Origin of the sequence: Wenxinia marina DSM 24838, assembly GCF_000379485.1 — a bacterium.
In the GTDB taxonomy this organism is placed as follows: Bacteria; Pseudomonadota; Alphaproteobacteria; order Rhodobacterales; family Rhodobacteraceae; genus Wenxinia; species Wenxinia marina.
This window is the reverse complement of sequence record NZ_KB902299.1, coordinates 119,334-133,424: the sequence shown is the minus strand read 5'-3', so window position 1 is coordinate 133,424 and position 14,091 is coordinate 119,334. Positions and strand designations below refer to the sequence as shown.

Below are 14,091 nucleotides of genomic sequence, written 5' to 3'. Positions count from 1 at the left end.
TCTGGTCGGTGCCGCGACCGATCGAACGTACCGCCGCGAAGCCAGGAATTCCGAGCCGCCATCTGGTGTGGAAAGAGGAGTTCAGGGCGGCGGTTTCAGCCTATTTCCAGCGCAAGTACTGCGGGCGATACTGCGACGTGCGCTGGTACCCGGAAGGCGAGCAGATCGGAATCCTTGTTCTGCACGGCAAGAACGTCCGGACCGCGAACGTCGAGGAGCACGGAGAGGAGCGTGCGCTCCCCCTCCGCGAAATCACTGGCGATACAATCCGCTATTCCGCGCGGGACGGATGGATCAAGGTCGGGGCGGCGTCGGTCGGGGACGCGAAGATGCTCGTGGAGCTGTTCGCGACGTTCCTCATCGGCGATGAGATGTTCTTCGCCGGGCCGCTGGCGGACGACCTCTACACGCTGGCACCGATCGAGGAGGCGGCGGAGGAGTTCGCCTTCCGCTTCGGGTGGGATCCCGCGGTCACCGATGTCGTCGTGCGCGAGGGTGCCTCGATGGCGGTGGCACGATCGGGCGGCGGCGGCGGTCGCCCTTCCGGCTCATTCTTCGCGCCGACGATAACGCCCTGCCGCGTTTGAGAGCGCTCGGGCTGGACCTGAAGAAGAGCCGCCTCGGCATCGCGTCTGCCCTGATCGACTTCCATCTCAAGAACGGCGCGGCCGAGATGACGGTGCCGGTGAGGCTCCAGCCGCCTGATGTGGCCAGCTTCCGGGATCACACCTTCGAAGAGGTGATCTACAGCCACCTGGAGCTCAACGGACTGCGCCGTGCATCTCGCCCTGATCCGACCGCTCTTGCGGCTGAGTGAACATTATCCGCCGGGATGGCACGACAGACAGGAACTCGGCGTCGCGTCCGAAGCCGAGTTTCGATCGCTCCTGATCTCCGGGCTGCTTCAGCAGCGGCCACCGCCCAGTCTCGTCAACGATGCCCTGGTCGTATTCCAGGAAGGCCGATGCTTCCTCGTCCCGGCTGATCCGTGGGAGGAGGTCGAGGAGGTGGAGCCTGAGAGCCTTCACCCCTTCGAGATCGACTTCCGAGTTCTCGCTTGTCTGTTCAGAAACGCCTTCGATCTACAAGGTCCACCGGTCCGCGAACTTACGCCCTTTCTGTACTGGCTCGGGTCACGTTCGACGGGCGCGGATCGGGAAGGGGTCTGCCTGGCTCGCGGACGAGCTGCGGGCGACCTCCTCGACCTTCTGGGTGTGGCCCGTGTCCACGAGCCGGCCCCGAGATGGACGCTGCTCACCCCTACCGACTGGGCTCCCGCGGCAAATGTCCTCATGCATCTCGAGCATTTCCAAACCCGCGTTCTTGCCCTCGAGGGTCTGGTGGACGGGGCGAGGGACACGATCACGCTCCCTGCGTTCCGACTGAGCGGCCCCCGCATGTCGGTCGATGAGGAGGGGCGGACGGTAACGCTGGACGGCGACAAGCAGGTGCTGCCGTCGCGCGAAGCGGCAGTTCTCGCTGCTCTGGCGCGCGAAGCCGTGAGCGAGGCCGGCGTCGTCTCCCGGGATCGGCTGGCGAAGGCAATCGAGGACGCAACGGGCTCGCGCGAGCGGCAGCACGAGGAACAAATCGATACGGTGATGAGCCGGCTGCGGAGCCGTCTAGGTGATCCGGACCTGATCCGAACTCATCGCCGGAGCGGCTATTCTCTGCAGCTGTCAGCCGCCGAAGTGGAGGTGTTCTAGAGGGACAGGTTCGGGACAGGCTCGGACAGGTCGGCGACAGGTTCGCCGAGCCCGTCGGCGTCAGGTTGTCGGTGTCGTCAACCAACCTGAGGCAACGAAGACCATGACCCCTGATTTCCTGCCCACCATGCTCGCGGAAGCGAGGGCCGCCGCGCGCCGCCTGCAACGCCGCCTCGGCCTGCCACCTGCGGACCGGGAAGATCTCATGCAGGACTTCCTCCTCGACCTGCTCTGCCGGCTGCCGGCCTACGACGCCAAGCGGGGCTCGATCGGCGCCTTTGCCGGATTGGTGATCCGCAACCGCTCCGCCCGTCTCACCGCCAGCAGGATCCGCTGCCTTGAGGTGCAGAACGGAGGGCCGCTCTCCATGGAGGCCGCCGGCGATCTCTACGGGCGCACGATCGCCACGACTGACGGCCTCTGGTCGGACAGTGAGATGGCTGATGCCTCGTTCGTCGGGCGGCGTCTGGCGGTCGCGGCGACCCTCGGTCGTCTGGACGAGTCCGATCGGCGCCTCTGCGCTGCCCTGGCGCAGCTGAGCGTGACCGAGATCGTCCGATCGAGACAGAGCAGCCGCTCTCACCTCTACCGCCATCTCGCACGCCTGCGCCGCGTCTTCGCGGCCTATGGCCTGCGCCCGTCCGCGACGTGAGGGAGGCACGGATGATCAGCAATCGCTTCAGCCGCCGTCCTCCGCCCCGGACCGAGCTCGACTTCTGCCAGTGGGTGGGAGATGCCCTGCCGGGCGAGTGGCTCGAATACCACCGCGGGTTTCTCGCGATCGACGCGGCTCCCGAGATGTCTCCGCTCGCTTCCGACAGGTGGAGGGGGCTGGCCGCCTTGTCCGAGTGTGCCCGCTGGGCCAGCGACCACCGGCTGGTACACCTCGTCCAGCGCCGCCTCGGTCCTGACCAGTTCGTGTATATCGCGATCGCGCGGCCGAAGCCGCTCTCCCGCCGGATCGAGCTTGCGGCGTTGCTCTCAGGTCGGGAGGCCGCGTGATGGTTTATCAGGCCAGCCGGATAAGACGTCGCCGGGCCACGCAGGCCGAGATGGAGGAGCGGGCGGAGTTCCTGATCGACTACGCCGCGCGGCACGGACCGATCACGGTGCGGGGGCTCTACTACCAGGCAGAGGTGGCGGGACTTCCCGGCATCGACAAGACCGAGGGCGGCTACGCCAAGGTCCAGGCCCAGGTCCTGAAGCTTCGGCAGGAGGGGAGACTGCCCTACAGCGCCATCGCGGACGCCACTCGATACATGCGCAAGCCGCGCTCCTTCGACGGCTGGGAAGAGGCGTTGCAGGACACGGCCCGCCTCTACCGCAAGAACCTCTGGCGGGACCTCGACATCGAAGTGGAGATCTGGATCGAGAAGTCGGCCCTCGCGGGAGTGATCTATCCCGTGACGGCGGACTACGACGTCCCGCTGATGCCGACCGGGGGGTTCACGTCCGAGACCTTCGCCTACGAGGCGGTGGAGCGCCTCAGGGACACTTGCCAGACGCTGGTGGTCTACGCGCTCTACGACTTCGACCGCTCCGGGCAGGACGCTGCGTTCTCCCTCCAGGACAAGCTGCACCGGTTCGGCGAGATGTACGACGTCGACATCGTGTTCAATCGCCTGGCGCTGACGGACGACCAGGTCCGGGACATGGCTTTGCCCACCCGGCCGCCGAAACGAACGTCCGTGGCGGACCAGCGCTGGCCACATGACGTGGCCGCAGAGCTCGACGCCATTCCGCCGGACGATCTGCGGGAAATGGTGCAGGGAGCGATCGAGCGCCACCTGCCTGTCGATGAACTCGAGACGCTCAAGGAGATCGAGGCGGAGGAGCGTCGGACGCTGATGGACTTCATCGGCAGGGCCGCGTGATGGGGCGGGGCCGGAAGCCTGACCGGACGGGTCGCAGACCACGGGGAGCCCACTTCGCTCAACTCCTTCGGTCCGAAATGGAGCTGCCGGCGTGGAGGGCGCTCTCGACGGCGGCGCAGGCGCTCTATCCGTGGCTCCGGCTGGAGTGGCACGGGGCGGAGTACAACAACAACGGCAGCATCCGGCTGAGCGTCAGGCAGGCCGCCGATCGTCTGGGCGTGGGACGGGCTGCTGCTGCAAGAGCGTTTCACGACCTGCAGGCCAAGGGCTGGATCGTCGTCGTCGAGCCGGCGAGTCTCGGGGTGGAGGGCGAGGCCAGGGCACCTGCCTACGAGCTGACGGAGATCGCGCTGCCCCATGCGGGGAACACCGGACCTCGGCGCCTCTATCGGACCTGGAGTACCGGCAACGATTTCACCGTCGTCCGCTCACCTGCAAACAATCCGACCGGACGAAATGGAAAATCCCGTCATCGAAATCGTGACGGACCTGTCCCGAAAACGATGACGAAAACCTCGACCCTGTCATCAAAACGATGACGCCCTGTCCCGAAAAGGATGACGGTTTGGCGAATTCGGCGCATCCGTTCGTCATCGAAATCGGGACATCCTTAATCTACCAGGGGGTAGGGGGCGAAGCATGGCCTCGAGACCCCGAGGAGAGCGACCATGATCGACTTCCGCCCGGCCGACCTGCGGCCCTACAAGGCAATCGACGCTGGCCCTGAACGCCTGTGGGGATTGAACGAAATTGCCGCAGCCCTCGGCGTGTCGCGCGACAGCGTGAAGCGATGGGCCAACAAGCCTGGCGTGCCAATCTACAAGCCGGCAGGGACGGGGCGGTATTTTGCCCTTCGGTCGGAGCTCGACGAATGGCTGACGCAATACGCCAACTGGGGATAGGCACCGAGAACAGCCATTTTGCGCCATGCAACTCTATTTTGCCGGGATTCTATCGGCCGGAGATTTGGGCTATCAAGGCAGAGTACTCGCCGCAAATGGCGGGTCGGGGCAAGGAGAGCAGGATGCCCATTCGAATCGGTCCCGAGGACAGGACGCTGGCGGTGGAATACCGCCCCGTCGAGGCGCTGACCCCCTACGCTCGAAACTCACGCCTGCATTCCGAAGCGCAGGTCGCGCTAATCGCCGGCAGCATCCGCGAGTTCGGCTGGACGAACCCGGTGCTGGTCGACGGCGATGGTGGCGTGATCGCCGGGCACGGCCGGCTGATGGCGGCGCGGCAACTGGGGATGCGGCAGGTGCCGGTCATCGAGCTCGGCCACCTGACGGAGGCGCAGAAGCGGGCCCTGGTTTTGGCCGACAACCGCTTGGCCGAGCAGGCGGGATGGGACCGGGACCTCCTGGCGCTCGAGCTGGGCGAGCTGGCGGAGCTCGGCGTGGACCTCGGCGACCTCGGCTTCGATGCGGCCGAGATCGACGCGCTTCTGAGGTCAGGGGAGGCGGACCCGCGGGAGGATGAGGTTCCCGAGCCGCCCGTCGTCCCGGTATCGCGGCCGGGAGACCTCTGGCATCTCGGACCGCACCGGCTGATCTGCGGCGACGCGACCGACCCCGGGACCGTCGAGCGCGTGCTGGCGGGCGTACGGCCGCATCTCTGCGTGTCCGATCCTCCCTATGGCGTGAACTACGACCCCGGCTGGCGCAACGAGGTCGGGACGGCGAAGACGAAGCGGACCGGCAAGGTGAAGAACGATCACCGCGCGGACTGGCGCGAGGCGTGGGCGTTGTTCCCGGGGGAGGTGGCCTACATCTGGCACGGGGCCCTGCACGCCACCACGGTCGCCGAGAGCCTCACCGCCTGCGGCTTCGGCCTCCGGGCGCAGATCGTCTGGGCGAAGGAGCGCCTGGTCCTCTCCTGCGGCGACTATCACTGGCAGCACGAACCGTGCTGGTACGCCGTGCGGCAGAAGGGCAGGGGCCACTGGTCGGGGGATCGCAAGCAGACGACGCTCTGGTCGATACCGAGCCGGGACCAGGATGCCGAGACCGTCCACGGCACGCAGAAGCCCGTCGAGTGCATGCGCCGCCCGATCCTGAACAACTCGGCGCCAGGACAGGCGGTGTACGAGCCGTTCAGCGGATCGGGGACGGCGATCATCGCCGCCGAGACGACGGGGCGCGTCTGCCATGCGATCGAACTCGACCCGGCGTACGTGGACGTGGCGGTGACCCGGTGGCAGGCGTTCACCGGCGAGCATGCCCGGCTGGGACCGTCCGGCCCCGCCTTCGAGCAAGTTGCGCGGGAGCGGGCGGAGGAGGCCGCCTGATGCGACAGGTGCGCCGATGAGCCAGTCGGTCCGGAACTCGGCGCTGGAGGTCGTGACGAACGTCGTGGCCGGCTTTGTCGTGGCGGTTGCCCTGCAGGCGGGGCTGCACACGCTGTTCGCGATCCGCTCGACGGGAGGGCAGCAGGTCACGATCGCGCTGCTGTTCACCCTGTCCTCTCTCCTGCGCAGCTTCGCGCTGCGACGGCTGTTCGAGAGGCTGGGGCGGTGACCGCCCGGGGACGACGCCCGAAGCCGACGGCGATCCGGCGCCTCGAAGGCAACCCGGGCAAGCGCGGCTACAACCAGGACGAACCCGTCCCGCCCGAAGGGTGCCCTGGCTGCCCGCCGCACCTGAACGAGCCGGCGCGGGACGAGTGGCACAGGCTCGCGCCTCACTTGCACGAGATGGGCGTGCTGACGCTCGTCGACCGCGCGGCGCTCGCCGCCTACTGCCAGGCCTACGGCCGCTGGGTGGAAGCGGAAGAGAGACTGGCCGCGCTGCCGGCGATGGTGAAGACGCCGTCGGGCTACGTGCAGCAGAACCCCTGGATCGGCGTCGCTAACAAGCAGCTGGAGCTGATGGGGCGCTTCGCGGTCGAGATGGGAATGACGCCGGCCTCGCGCAGCCGAGTCGTGGCGAACCCGCCCCCCGGGTCGAAGTACCTGATCGACACGGGCGTGCCGCGCGTCGAGTACTCGATCGTCAGCAGGGACGAGACCGGCAAGTTCGTGGAGCAGCCGTTCGAGCCTGTCGGCGACAAGAGCGGCGTCGCGGCGAAGGGCGAGGAATAGCTTCGGCCCGCTACACTTCCCGGCCGTCCGATGGCTGTACAGACCTGCGCAACCAACGTTTGGCAGGTGTGTACATGGTCAGCGAGACTGTCCCATCCGCGAAAGAGCTTATCCAGAAAGCGAAACTCGTGGCCTACGAGCGAGTCTCGACCGCACGGCAGGGCCGCTCGGGGCTCGGGCTGGAAGCGCAGCGTAAGGCGATCGACGACTACGCCGCGGGGCAGGGGGCGACCATCCTCGGCCGGTTCACCGAGGTGGAGAGCGGGCGCAAGAACGACCGGCCGGAACTGCTCCGGGCGCAGGATCTGGCACGGCTCACAGGCGCGACGCTGGTCATCGCGAAGCTCGACCGGCTGAGCCGCAACGCCGCCTTCCTGCTGACGCTTCGCGACAGCGGCGTCCGCTTCGTCGCCTGTGACATGCCGGAGGCCAACGACCTGACGGTGGGCATCATGGCGCTGGTGGCACAGCAGGAGCGGGAAGCGATCTCCCGGCGCACGAAGGAGGCGCTGGCGGCGGCAAAGGCGCGCGGGGTGACGCTGGGCAACCCGAACGGCGCTGCGGCCCTCAGGCGCACTGGAAGGGGCGGCGAGGCGCTTAGGGAGGTGGTGCAGCGGAATGCGGCGGAGTTCGCGCAGTCGCTCGGTGCGGTCCTGTCCGACGTCACCGGCGACGGCCACACGTCTCTGCGCGAGGTGGCTGCTGAGCTGAACCGCCGCGGCATCCGGACAAGGAGGGGCGGGCGCTGGCAGGTCTCGAACGTCCGCAACCTGATGATGAGGCTGAGGCGCGAAGCTGGGTAGGCATTACGAGGCGCTGCGGATCCTCGACGGGCTCGTGCAGCTCTCGGTGCTCGACAGGGACCTGACAGCGCCGCCCGCCAGCCCCGACGACGGCGACCGCTATATCGTCGGTTCGGGCGCCACGGGCGACTGGGCGGGCTGGGACCTGAACGTCGCGCTATGGACCGACGGGGCCTGGCTGCGCCTGCCGCCCCGGACCGGCTGGCGGGCCTGGGTCGAGGACGAGGGCCTGCTCTTGGTCTACGACGACACGGGCTGGGTCGGGACCACGCCAGCCGCGCTGCAGAACCTCGCGTTGCTTGGGCTCGGCACAACGGCGGATGCGTCGAACCCGTTCTCAGCCAAGCTGAACGCCGCGCTCTGGACCGCCAAGACCATCGCCGAAGGCGGCACCGGCGGTCTCTTCTACACCATGAACAAGGAGGGGGCGGGCGACGATCTCGGGCTGACCCTTCAGACTGGCTTTGTGACCAAGGCGCTGGTCGGCCTGTTCGGCTCGGACCGCTTCCGGCTCGCGGTCTCCGCCGACGGCAGCACCTTCTTCGACGGGCTGAGCGTCGACAACGTCACCGGCATCGTCGATCAGCCCCGGCTGCCCCGTTTCAAGGCGTACACGAACTACGACAACTATGTCGGCGTCGGCACCTGGACGAAGATTGGCCTCAACAACACCGACTACAACGATCAGGGCGCGTTCGACGCTGCGAACAACCATTTCGTGGCGCCCGTGGACGGCACCTACCTCTTCGGCGCGACGCTCATGTACAAGGTCAATGCCAGCACCACGGCCCGCATGCGCGGGCGGCTGGTGCTGAACGGCACCACCGAAATCCGCGGCTCCCTCGGCGAAATCTCCGCCACCCACGTCTCGCTCGCCACCGCGATCTGGCTGCAGACTATGGTGCCGCTGACTGCAGGCGACACCGTCGAGCTGCAGGGGTACTTCCGGGTCGCGGATGGCTACCTCGCCGCCGATCACACCTCGTTCTGGGGCTGCAAGGTCGGCTGAGCGGCGGAAGGGGGAACCGATGAACCCACCCCGATCCGAGGGCTACGTCTGCATGCCCGACGCCGGGTTCGGGGCGATCCTGACGCGGGCGGCCGAGGAAGGCGCGAAGCGCGCGCTCGCCGATGTCGGCCTCGACGGTGACGAGGCCGCGCTCGACATCCGCGATCTGCGCTCCCTGCGGACAGCATCCGCCTGGTGCGCCGTACCGCAATGCAAACCGCGGTCCGCGTGATCACCACCGGCGTCATGCTGGCGCTGCTCGCGGGCATAGCCATCAAGCTGAAGATCTTCGGCGGCGGCCCGTAGCCGCGCCCCGTCCCCATTCATCAGCCCGCCATGACCCGCCCTCGAGGCGGGTTTCTCGTTTTCGGAGGACCCCCATGACGACGACCTTCCACCGCCATTGGCGCGACGTACCCGAGAGCGGCTGGCGCTGGCCCGCTCCAAGCACCTCGATGGCGCCGCCTTCGACATCGCCATGACGAACCACGACCCGGTGGCGTTCGAGGCCGCGGCGCGGGAGGTCGGGTTCCTCGGCTTCGGCTTCTATCCGCGCTCGGGGTTCATGCACATCGACCTCGGCCCGGCGCGTCAGTGGGGCGAGCGGTTCGCTGCCCGTGCGGTGCCGTTCGCGGCCGAGATCCCGCCGACGCGCGAGGTCTTGGCGCAGAGCCACACCATGAAAGGCGGCTGGCGTCGCGACGCTGGGTGCGGCCGGCGTCGAGGTGGCGCAGCAGGTGCTGACGGAGGCCCCGGCCGCGATCCTGCCGCTTGTCCCGTATCTCGACACGCTGCGCTCGGTGTTCATCGTGGTCGCCCTCGGCGGCATCGCGGTCACGATCTACGCCCGCCTTGATGACTGGCGCCGGGGGTGGCGGTGATCGGTTGGTTCTTCGCCAGGTTCGCAACGAGCCCATGGATGCGCACGGCGCTCCGCTATGGCGTCACCGCACTTGCGATCCCTCTGTTTCTGCTCGCCCTGCGCCGCTCCGGCGAGCGCGCCGGCCGGCTGGCCGAACGCCTCGAGACCACAGAGAGAAGCCATGATGCACAACGACGGATGCTCGAAGCGGCGGCGCGTCGCCCTCATTCTCGCGACGATCTGGCTGAGCGGCTGCGCGACGGGCGCTTCTGACGTTGTAAGCCTCGGTGCATGTCCGCCGGTCGTCGAGTTCAGCCGCATGTTCCAGACACGAGCGGCAAAGGAGCTGGCCCTGCTGCCGGAGGGGTCGGTTATCGTCGATATGCTCGCCGACTACAGCGTCATGCGGGCCCAGATAAGGATGTGCGCGCGCGGGTGGATGAATTCAGTCGTGTCGAACTGGGCGTCCCGGATTTCCAACAACGACGGCGCCGGAGTCCACGTCGCGCGTGATGACGCTTCCCGCTCCAATGACAGATCGGTCTCCAATAGTGACGCCCGGAAGGACCACGGCGCCCCCGCCAATCCAGACGTCTGACCCGATGCTCACCGGCCGCGCGATTTCCTGCCCGGCCGCACGCAGATCCGCTTCCTTGTTGTGCTCGGCACAGTAGATTTGGACATTGGGACCCATCAGTGTGCGTTCGCCGATTGTGACGGAACCGCTGTCCAGGATCGTACATCCAGCATTGAAGTACGCGCCGTCGCCAATCGCGATGTTGAAGCCGTATGCGCAATGGAACGGCGCTTCGATGTAGACGTCATTACCAACGCTACCGAACAGCGCGGCGAGACGAGGGGCAATGGCCCCGCGCTTGTCGGGGTCGAGAACGCGATGTTCGTGCACCGCCCGCCGCGCGACCATGCGGAGCGCCTCTAGTTCCGGATCGAGGCAGGAATACCACTCACCGGCTTGCATCTTCTCCAGTTCCGTTCTGAGCATTGCAGCACCTCCTCGATGCCCGACCCAGCCACGCGCCAGCCTCACTCATCGATCAGACAATACTTCGGGCCAAACGACCTTGAAACGCTCAAAAATCACCACAAACGAGTCGTCGATTTTCGGGTCCTGAGATCCACGCTCGCGCCGGTAGTAGGCGATATGACCTTCGCGCCAGTCATCACGCAAACGGGTGCCTTCACCTTCGTCCCAGGCAAATGCGTCGTCGACCGACGAGAGCGGCCCTTCGCGCAGCTCGGTCGTCTGCCAGATGCAGCGTGGCGATCCTTCGCCATCGACAAGGACCACGTATCCTCCGATCGTCGGCGGGATGGGCGATGTCTCGGCTTCATGCCTTGAGCATGTCGTTGCGCGCTTGATGCCGGACGCGACCAGGTCGGCAAGCTCGGTGGCCATTTCAGGCGAGTCACCGAAAGCGACGACAGCATAATCCGAAACTACCCCCCGAGCGCGACTGAATTCCAGCCACATGGCATCGGTGGCCTCGGTTTTCTTGAACAAATCGATCATGACGATTTCTTCCTGCTTCATTCAGATCGTTCGACCTGAGCTATGTTTGCCAGTGCCTTGAACACGCTCGCGATGGCTGCGGAGATCTCGGTTCTGTCCAGGCATCGCAAAAATTCGCCGCAACAATCGCCGCTTAGCGAATGGCATGTTCGAGCTCAGTCCAGAACGGCTTCGCTGCTCGCTTCGCGCCGCGCGAGCGCCCATCCCCAAAGGCCGCAGGCCAGAATACCCACATTGCCCGCCAGATCGAGCAGCATCCAGGCATTGAGGACCGGTTCGACCAACCAGAACCAGATGTTGAACGCGAAGAACGGGACCGAGCCTACGAGGCCGAAGACGAGGAAGGTCGTTGGCGTGAATCGGGCGGTCAGGAGGATGGTTCCGTTGAGTACGGCCTGAGCGCCGAAGCAGCCCACCAAGAATCGAGCCTGTCGAGTCGCCTCGTTGAACTCTGGCTGGAAGGTGAAGCGGACCACCATCGCCGGCGCGATCAGGCACCAGGCGCCGAGAATCAGGAAGATCAGGGCAAGGCCCGTTTGTAGTTTGCGTGCAGTCATCTTGGCAGTCCCGCTATTGAGTTTACGACACCAACATTCACTTGTTGAGAATGTCCTCAACCAAGATCCATGGAGGGAGTTCGTGACAGTGGACCCCTTGGGAGCGTTACCTAGGCGTTAAAAGAGGGGCTGATGGGAAAAGAAGGATATACGGGCTCGGCCTGCGGAGGTTAATCGGTCCCATGGGCCGATGAGGCAGCGCAGGATTTCGCCGCTTGGCCGGCCCGCATCAGTCATTCGAAGCAAGGCCACACTCGATGCAGGCCCCTTCTCGGAAATCCGCTGTATCCGTGGGAATTGTCGGCATGGGTGCGTTTGGCGAATTGATCGCAAGACATATCTCCGGCGATTTCATAACCTGCGCATATGACCCGAAACTACCGATCGGAACAGAGCTACGAGGCGTCCTGTCGACCAGCCTCGAACGGGTCGCAAGTTGCGACGTGGTCGTCATCGCAACGCCCGTGTCGAGCTTTGAACACGTCCTCCGTGACATAGGCAGGGCCTGCAAGCCTGGCGCACTCATCGTGGATGTCGGTTCTGTCAAGGTCATACCCGCCCGGATAATGCTGAGGCTGCTGCCGCAGACGGTTCACATCATGGCAACGCATCCTCTCTTCGGGCCGCAAAGCGCGCGTGGGGGGCTGTGCGGGTTGAAGATCGCCGTCTGCCCGCTTCGGGGTGCGGATCATCGTCCCCTCGTTCGATTTCTCGCGCGTCGCCTCGGCCTCGAGGTCATCCTGACCACGCCCGAGGAGCACGACCGGGAGGCGGCCGTGGTGCAGGGCCTCACCCATCTGATCGCGAAGGTCCTTCTGGAAATGGGTCCTCTGCCCACCCGGATGACCACGCGAAGCTTCGATCTTCTGGTGGAGGCGATCTCGATGGTAAAAGACGACGCGCCGGAGGTTTTCGAGGCGATCGAGGCGGCCAACCCGTATGCAGAAGGCGTCCGGCAGTCCTTTCTCGATGCGGTTCGGCACGCGAACGAGAAGCTGCAGAACCCGTCGCATCGGTCCCGCCGCGATGTCGCCGGCTGATGCCCGAAACCGTACCGAATCACGTGCCGAACCTGATGTAGTGATCACGGCGCCTCTGAGGCTACGCGAGCCAGATGGGCGCTGATATCCATGGAGAGCATTTCGGGTGCCGTTTCGGGAAGCATGTGATTCCCAGATAGCCGCGAGGAGTGGGCGCCCAGAATGATCCCCGCGGCGGCCTCCGAGACGAGCCGATAGCATAAACGCGTGCCCGTGCCGAAGGCGACAGTCACGGGCCGACTGATCCGCCCCAGGTCCGTTTCGTCTATCTGCAAGACCGGCGTCTGTTGCAAGAGGAGAGGCAGCATGCCCGCATTGCGGCGATGGATCTCGCGAATGGCTTCCGGCTGTGCATCGAATCATCCCGCATGGCCCGCCGCGCCATCGAGGGCCTGTCGCAGCGCCGTTCCGAGATCGCCCGCCGACAGGGCGTCAAAGACCGGCCCGAATGCCGCCATTGTATCGGCCTCGATCCGGGCAAGATGGTCCGGGTCGGAGTCGAAGGTGGGAAACTCGGGCTCGAACAGGTAGAGGCTGCGCACCATGTCAGAGCGGTTTATGGCAAGTGCCAGCCCCGCATGCGCCGAGTAGGACCACGCCGCTATGTCGATCGGGCCCCCGATCGTCTCGACGATCTGGATGAGGTCCTGGTACTGCTGCTGTGTTCCGAAGGGCCGCGCGCCGTGCGGGCCATGCCCGCCGTAACGCAACGAAACGGTCGAGGCGCGGCCCGTTTCCGCCAGCAGGTCTGCGACCGGCGCAAGGGTTTCACAGTCGCCAGGTACACCGTGAAGGAGGAGCACCGGCTGCCCTCAGCCGACGGCGCGCCACTTCAAATGGGTGCCGCAGACAGGAATTACGCCGTATGTCGCTCGGATTGAGTTCGATAGGTCCAAGTCGCAGTCCACGAAGGATTTATGCATTTCGGTAAATATTGTCCAGGAGCATTGGGTCTCCATGGTCGCTTCTCTTTAGTCGAAGCGAAAATTACCACCTTCGCGCCGGCTTTAGTGACAGAATGGTGTGTTTGGTCAATTTCGTGAGTGGTCGACGGTCCATCGGGTATTCGAGCACGACCTCTTCGACGGTCGTGATCCCGGCTGCGCGTTGCAGATTGCCCTGACGGCCGTCACTCCACTGCAATGGCGGGGATGTCCCGGGCGAGCGAAAAAGAAACGGCGCCTGCGGACTCTCGCTTTCGATTGCCACGGCTATTGAGGTCCCGGCGGGGAGGAAGGGTGCCGTATAGTTCCAGGTCCAGGTCGAGAGGTCTGCCCGGTCCGTCGCGCCATGCGATGCCGACAGGGCAGGCTGACGTCTCCCCGGTGCCTCGCTCGATGAGCGCCGTGCGGGCCACCGCAGGATTAAGCCGTGCAGCTGCATCCGCGACCCATAGGAGTTCGAGATACATGTTGTCGAAGCAATAGCAGACGTTGGCCGTGCCTTGGCCGGGATGTTCCCGCTCGAAGGAGCGCACGAGCCCAGCGGTATCGAGGCGATGCCGCAGCCTTTCAATATCTGAGGGGAAAACGAAGATATGGTCGATCTCTGTCATGGATTTGATCCGTGAGCCTCGATCCACCATGTGCAGACCAGGGTCGGAAGGAGGGGGAAGCTGCCTGCGACCATC

At 65.6% G+C, this 14,091-nt stretch carries 22 protein-coding genes and 1 pseudogene; 18 read left to right on the top strand and 5 right to left on the bottom strand.

Annotated elements, in window-relative coordinates:
- The first annotated feature begins 8 nt into the window (after positions 1-8).
- The 17 genes and pseudogenes from A37W_RS0113605 to A37W_RS23330 all read left to right on the top strand — a co-directional run bounded on the left by A37W_RS0113605 (position 9) and on the right by A37W_RS23330 (position 9,606).
- The gene (locus tag A37W_RS0113605; protein ID WP_156169296.1) at positions 9-587 is read left to right on the top strand and encodes a hypothetical protein; all 579 of its coding nucleotides are present in this window, start codon (positions 9-11) and stop codon (positions 585-587) included.
- On the top strand, positions 584-817 hold the full coding sequence (locus A37W_RS23805; protein WP_156169293.1) for a hypothetical protein: 234 nt from the start codon (positions 584-586) through the stop codon (positions 815-817). Before A37W_RS0113605 ends, A37W_RS23805 begins: the two co-directional genes overlap by 4 nt.
- Positions 777-1,706: a winged helix-turn-helix domain-containing protein gene (locus A37W_RS23800; RefSeq protein WP_156169290.1), complete on the top strand. Its 930-nt coding sequence runs from the start codon at positions 777-779 to the stop codon at positions 1,704-1,706. Before A37W_RS23805 ends, A37W_RS23800 begins: the two co-directional genes overlap by 41 nt.
- A 103-nt stretch (positions 1,707-1,809) precedes the next feature.
- Positions 1,810-2,358: a sigma factor gene (locus A37W_RS0113590; protein ID WP_018303586.1), complete on the top strand. Its 549-nt coding sequence runs from the start codon at positions 1,810-1,812 to the stop codon at positions 2,356-2,358.
- Positions 2,359-2,369: 11 nt separating this feature from the next.
- A complete protein-coding gene (locus tag A37W_RS0113585) occupies positions 2,370-2,708 on the top strand; it encodes a hypothetical protein (protein ID WP_018303585.1) in 339 nt (112 codons plus the stop codon).
- Positions 2,708-3,580, top strand: a complete 873-nt coding sequence (locus A37W_RS0113580; RefSeq protein WP_040754036.1) for a hypothetical protein — start codon at positions 2,708-2,710, stop codon at positions 3,578-3,580. Before A37W_RS0113585 ends, A37W_RS0113580 begins: the two co-directional genes overlap by 1 nt.
- Positions 3,581-3,657: 77 nt before the next feature.
- Complete coding sequence (locus A37W_RS23335; RefSeq protein ID WP_229665996.1) at positions 3,658-4,119, top strand: hypothetical protein; 462 nt, start codon at positions 3,658-3,660, stop codon at positions 4,117-4,119.
- 129 nt (positions 4,120-4,248) lie between these two features.
- Entirely contained in the window at positions 4,249-4,482 is a 234-nt protein-coding gene (locus A37W_RS21980; RefSeq protein ID WP_040754035.1) for a helix-turn-helix transcriptional regulator, read from the top strand.
- Between the two features lie 122 nt (positions 4,483-4,604).
- Positions 4,605-5,867 carry a site-specific DNA-methyltransferase gene (locus A37W_RS0113575; protein ID WP_018303583.1) on the top strand — a complete coding sequence of 421 codons (1,263 nt, stop codon included), beginning with the start codon at positions 4,605-4,607 and terminating at the stop codon, positions 5,865-5,867.
- A gap of 16 nt (positions 5,868-5,883) precedes the next feature.
- On the top strand, positions 5,884-6,096 hold the full coding sequence (locus A37W_RS0113570) for a DUF7220 family protein (RefSeq protein WP_018303582.1): 213 nt from the start codon (positions 5,884-5,886) through the stop codon (positions 6,094-6,096).
- The gene (locus A37W_RS0113565) at positions 6,093-6,659 is read left to right on the top strand and encodes a phage terminase small subunit P27 family (RefSeq protein WP_018303581.1); all 567 of its coding nucleotides are present in this window, start codon (positions 6,093-6,095) and stop codon (positions 6,657-6,659) included. The genes A37W_RS0113570 and A37W_RS0113565 overlap by 4 nt, the downstream gene beginning before the upstream one ends.
- A 128-nt stretch (positions 6,660-6,787) precedes the next feature.
- Positions 6,788-7,462, top strand: coding sequence for a recombinase family protein (locus tag A37W_RS0113560; protein ID WP_018303580.1), 675 nt, complete (start codon positions 6,788-6,790; stop codon positions 7,460-7,462).
- Entirely contained in the window at positions 7,455-8,471 is a 1,017-nt protein-coding gene (locus A37W_RS21975) for a DUF2793 domain-containing protein (protein WP_047772233.1), read from the top strand. Before A37W_RS0113560 ends, A37W_RS21975 begins: the two co-directional genes overlap by 8 nt.
- Before the next feature lie 19 nt (positions 8,472-8,490).
- The gene (locus tag A37W_RS21970) at positions 8,491-8,703 is read left to right on the top strand and encodes a DUF6127 family protein (RefSeq protein WP_229665995.1); all 213 of its coding nucleotides are present in this window, start codon (positions 8,491-8,493) and stop codon (positions 8,701-8,703) included.
- Positions 8,704-8,949: 246 nt separating this feature from the next.
- A pseudogene (locus A37W_RS24385) lies at positions 8,950-9,009 on the top strand (hypothetical protein); the annotation flags it as partial.
- Between the two features lie 199 nt (positions 9,010-9,208).
- Positions 9,209-9,352: a hypothetical protein gene (locus A37W_RS24380; RefSeq protein ID WP_229666008.1), complete on the top strand. Its 144-nt coding sequence runs from the start codon at positions 9,209-9,211 to the stop codon at positions 9,350-9,352.
- Positions 9,353-9,390: 38 nt separating this feature from the next.
- The gene (locus A37W_RS23330; RefSeq protein ID WP_081617144.1) at positions 9,391-9,606 is read left to right on the top strand and encodes a hypothetical protein; all 216 of its coding nucleotides are present in this window, start codon (positions 9,391-9,393) and stop codon (positions 9,604-9,606) included.
- Positions 9,607-9,778: 172 nt separating this feature from the next.
- On the opposite strand, the gene A37W_RS23325 is transcribed toward A37W_RS23330, so the two are convergent.
- The 3 genes from A37W_RS23325 to A37W_RS0113530 form a co-directional block, all read right to left on the bottom strand.
- Positions 9,779-10,336, bottom strand: coding sequence for a sugar O-acetyltransferase (locus A37W_RS23325; RefSeq protein WP_081617131.1), 558 nt, complete (start codon positions 10,334-10,336; stop codon positions 9,779-9,781).
- Between the two features lie 45 nt (positions 10,337-10,381).
- Positions 10,382-10,885 (bottom strand): ASCH domain-containing protein, encoded by a 504-nt coding sequence (locus tag A37W_RS0113535; RefSeq protein WP_018303576.1) that lies wholly within the window; start codon positions 10,883-10,885, stop codon positions 10,382-10,384.
- A gap of 134 nt (positions 10,886-11,019) precedes the next feature.
- Positions 11,020-11,421: a hypothetical protein gene (locus A37W_RS0113530; RefSeq protein WP_018303575.1), complete on the bottom strand. Its 402-nt coding sequence runs from the start codon at positions 11,419-11,421 to the stop codon at positions 11,020-11,022.
- Between the two features lie 290 nt (positions 11,422-11,711).
- Between A37W_RS0113530 and A37W_RS21955 the strand changes: the two genes are divergently transcribed.
- Positions 11,712-12,461, top strand: coding sequence for a prephenate dehydrogenase (locus A37W_RS21955; protein WP_229665994.1), 750 nt, complete (start codon positions 11,712-11,714; stop codon positions 12,459-12,461).
- Positions 12,462-12,820: 359 nt separating this feature from the next.
- Here the strand turns inward: A37W_RS21955 and A37W_RS21950 are convergent, their stop codons facing one another.
- A complete protein-coding gene (locus A37W_RS21950) occupies positions 12,821-13,264 on the bottom strand; it encodes an alpha/beta fold hydrolase (RefSeq protein WP_018303571.1) in 444 nt (147 codons plus the stop codon).
- 326 nt (positions 13,265-13,590) lie between these two features.
- Entirely contained in the window at positions 13,591-14,016 is a 426-nt protein-coding gene (locus tag A37W_RS23320) for a VOC family protein (protein WP_157236492.1), read from the bottom strand.
- Positions 14,017-14,091 lie beyond the last annotated feature (75 nt).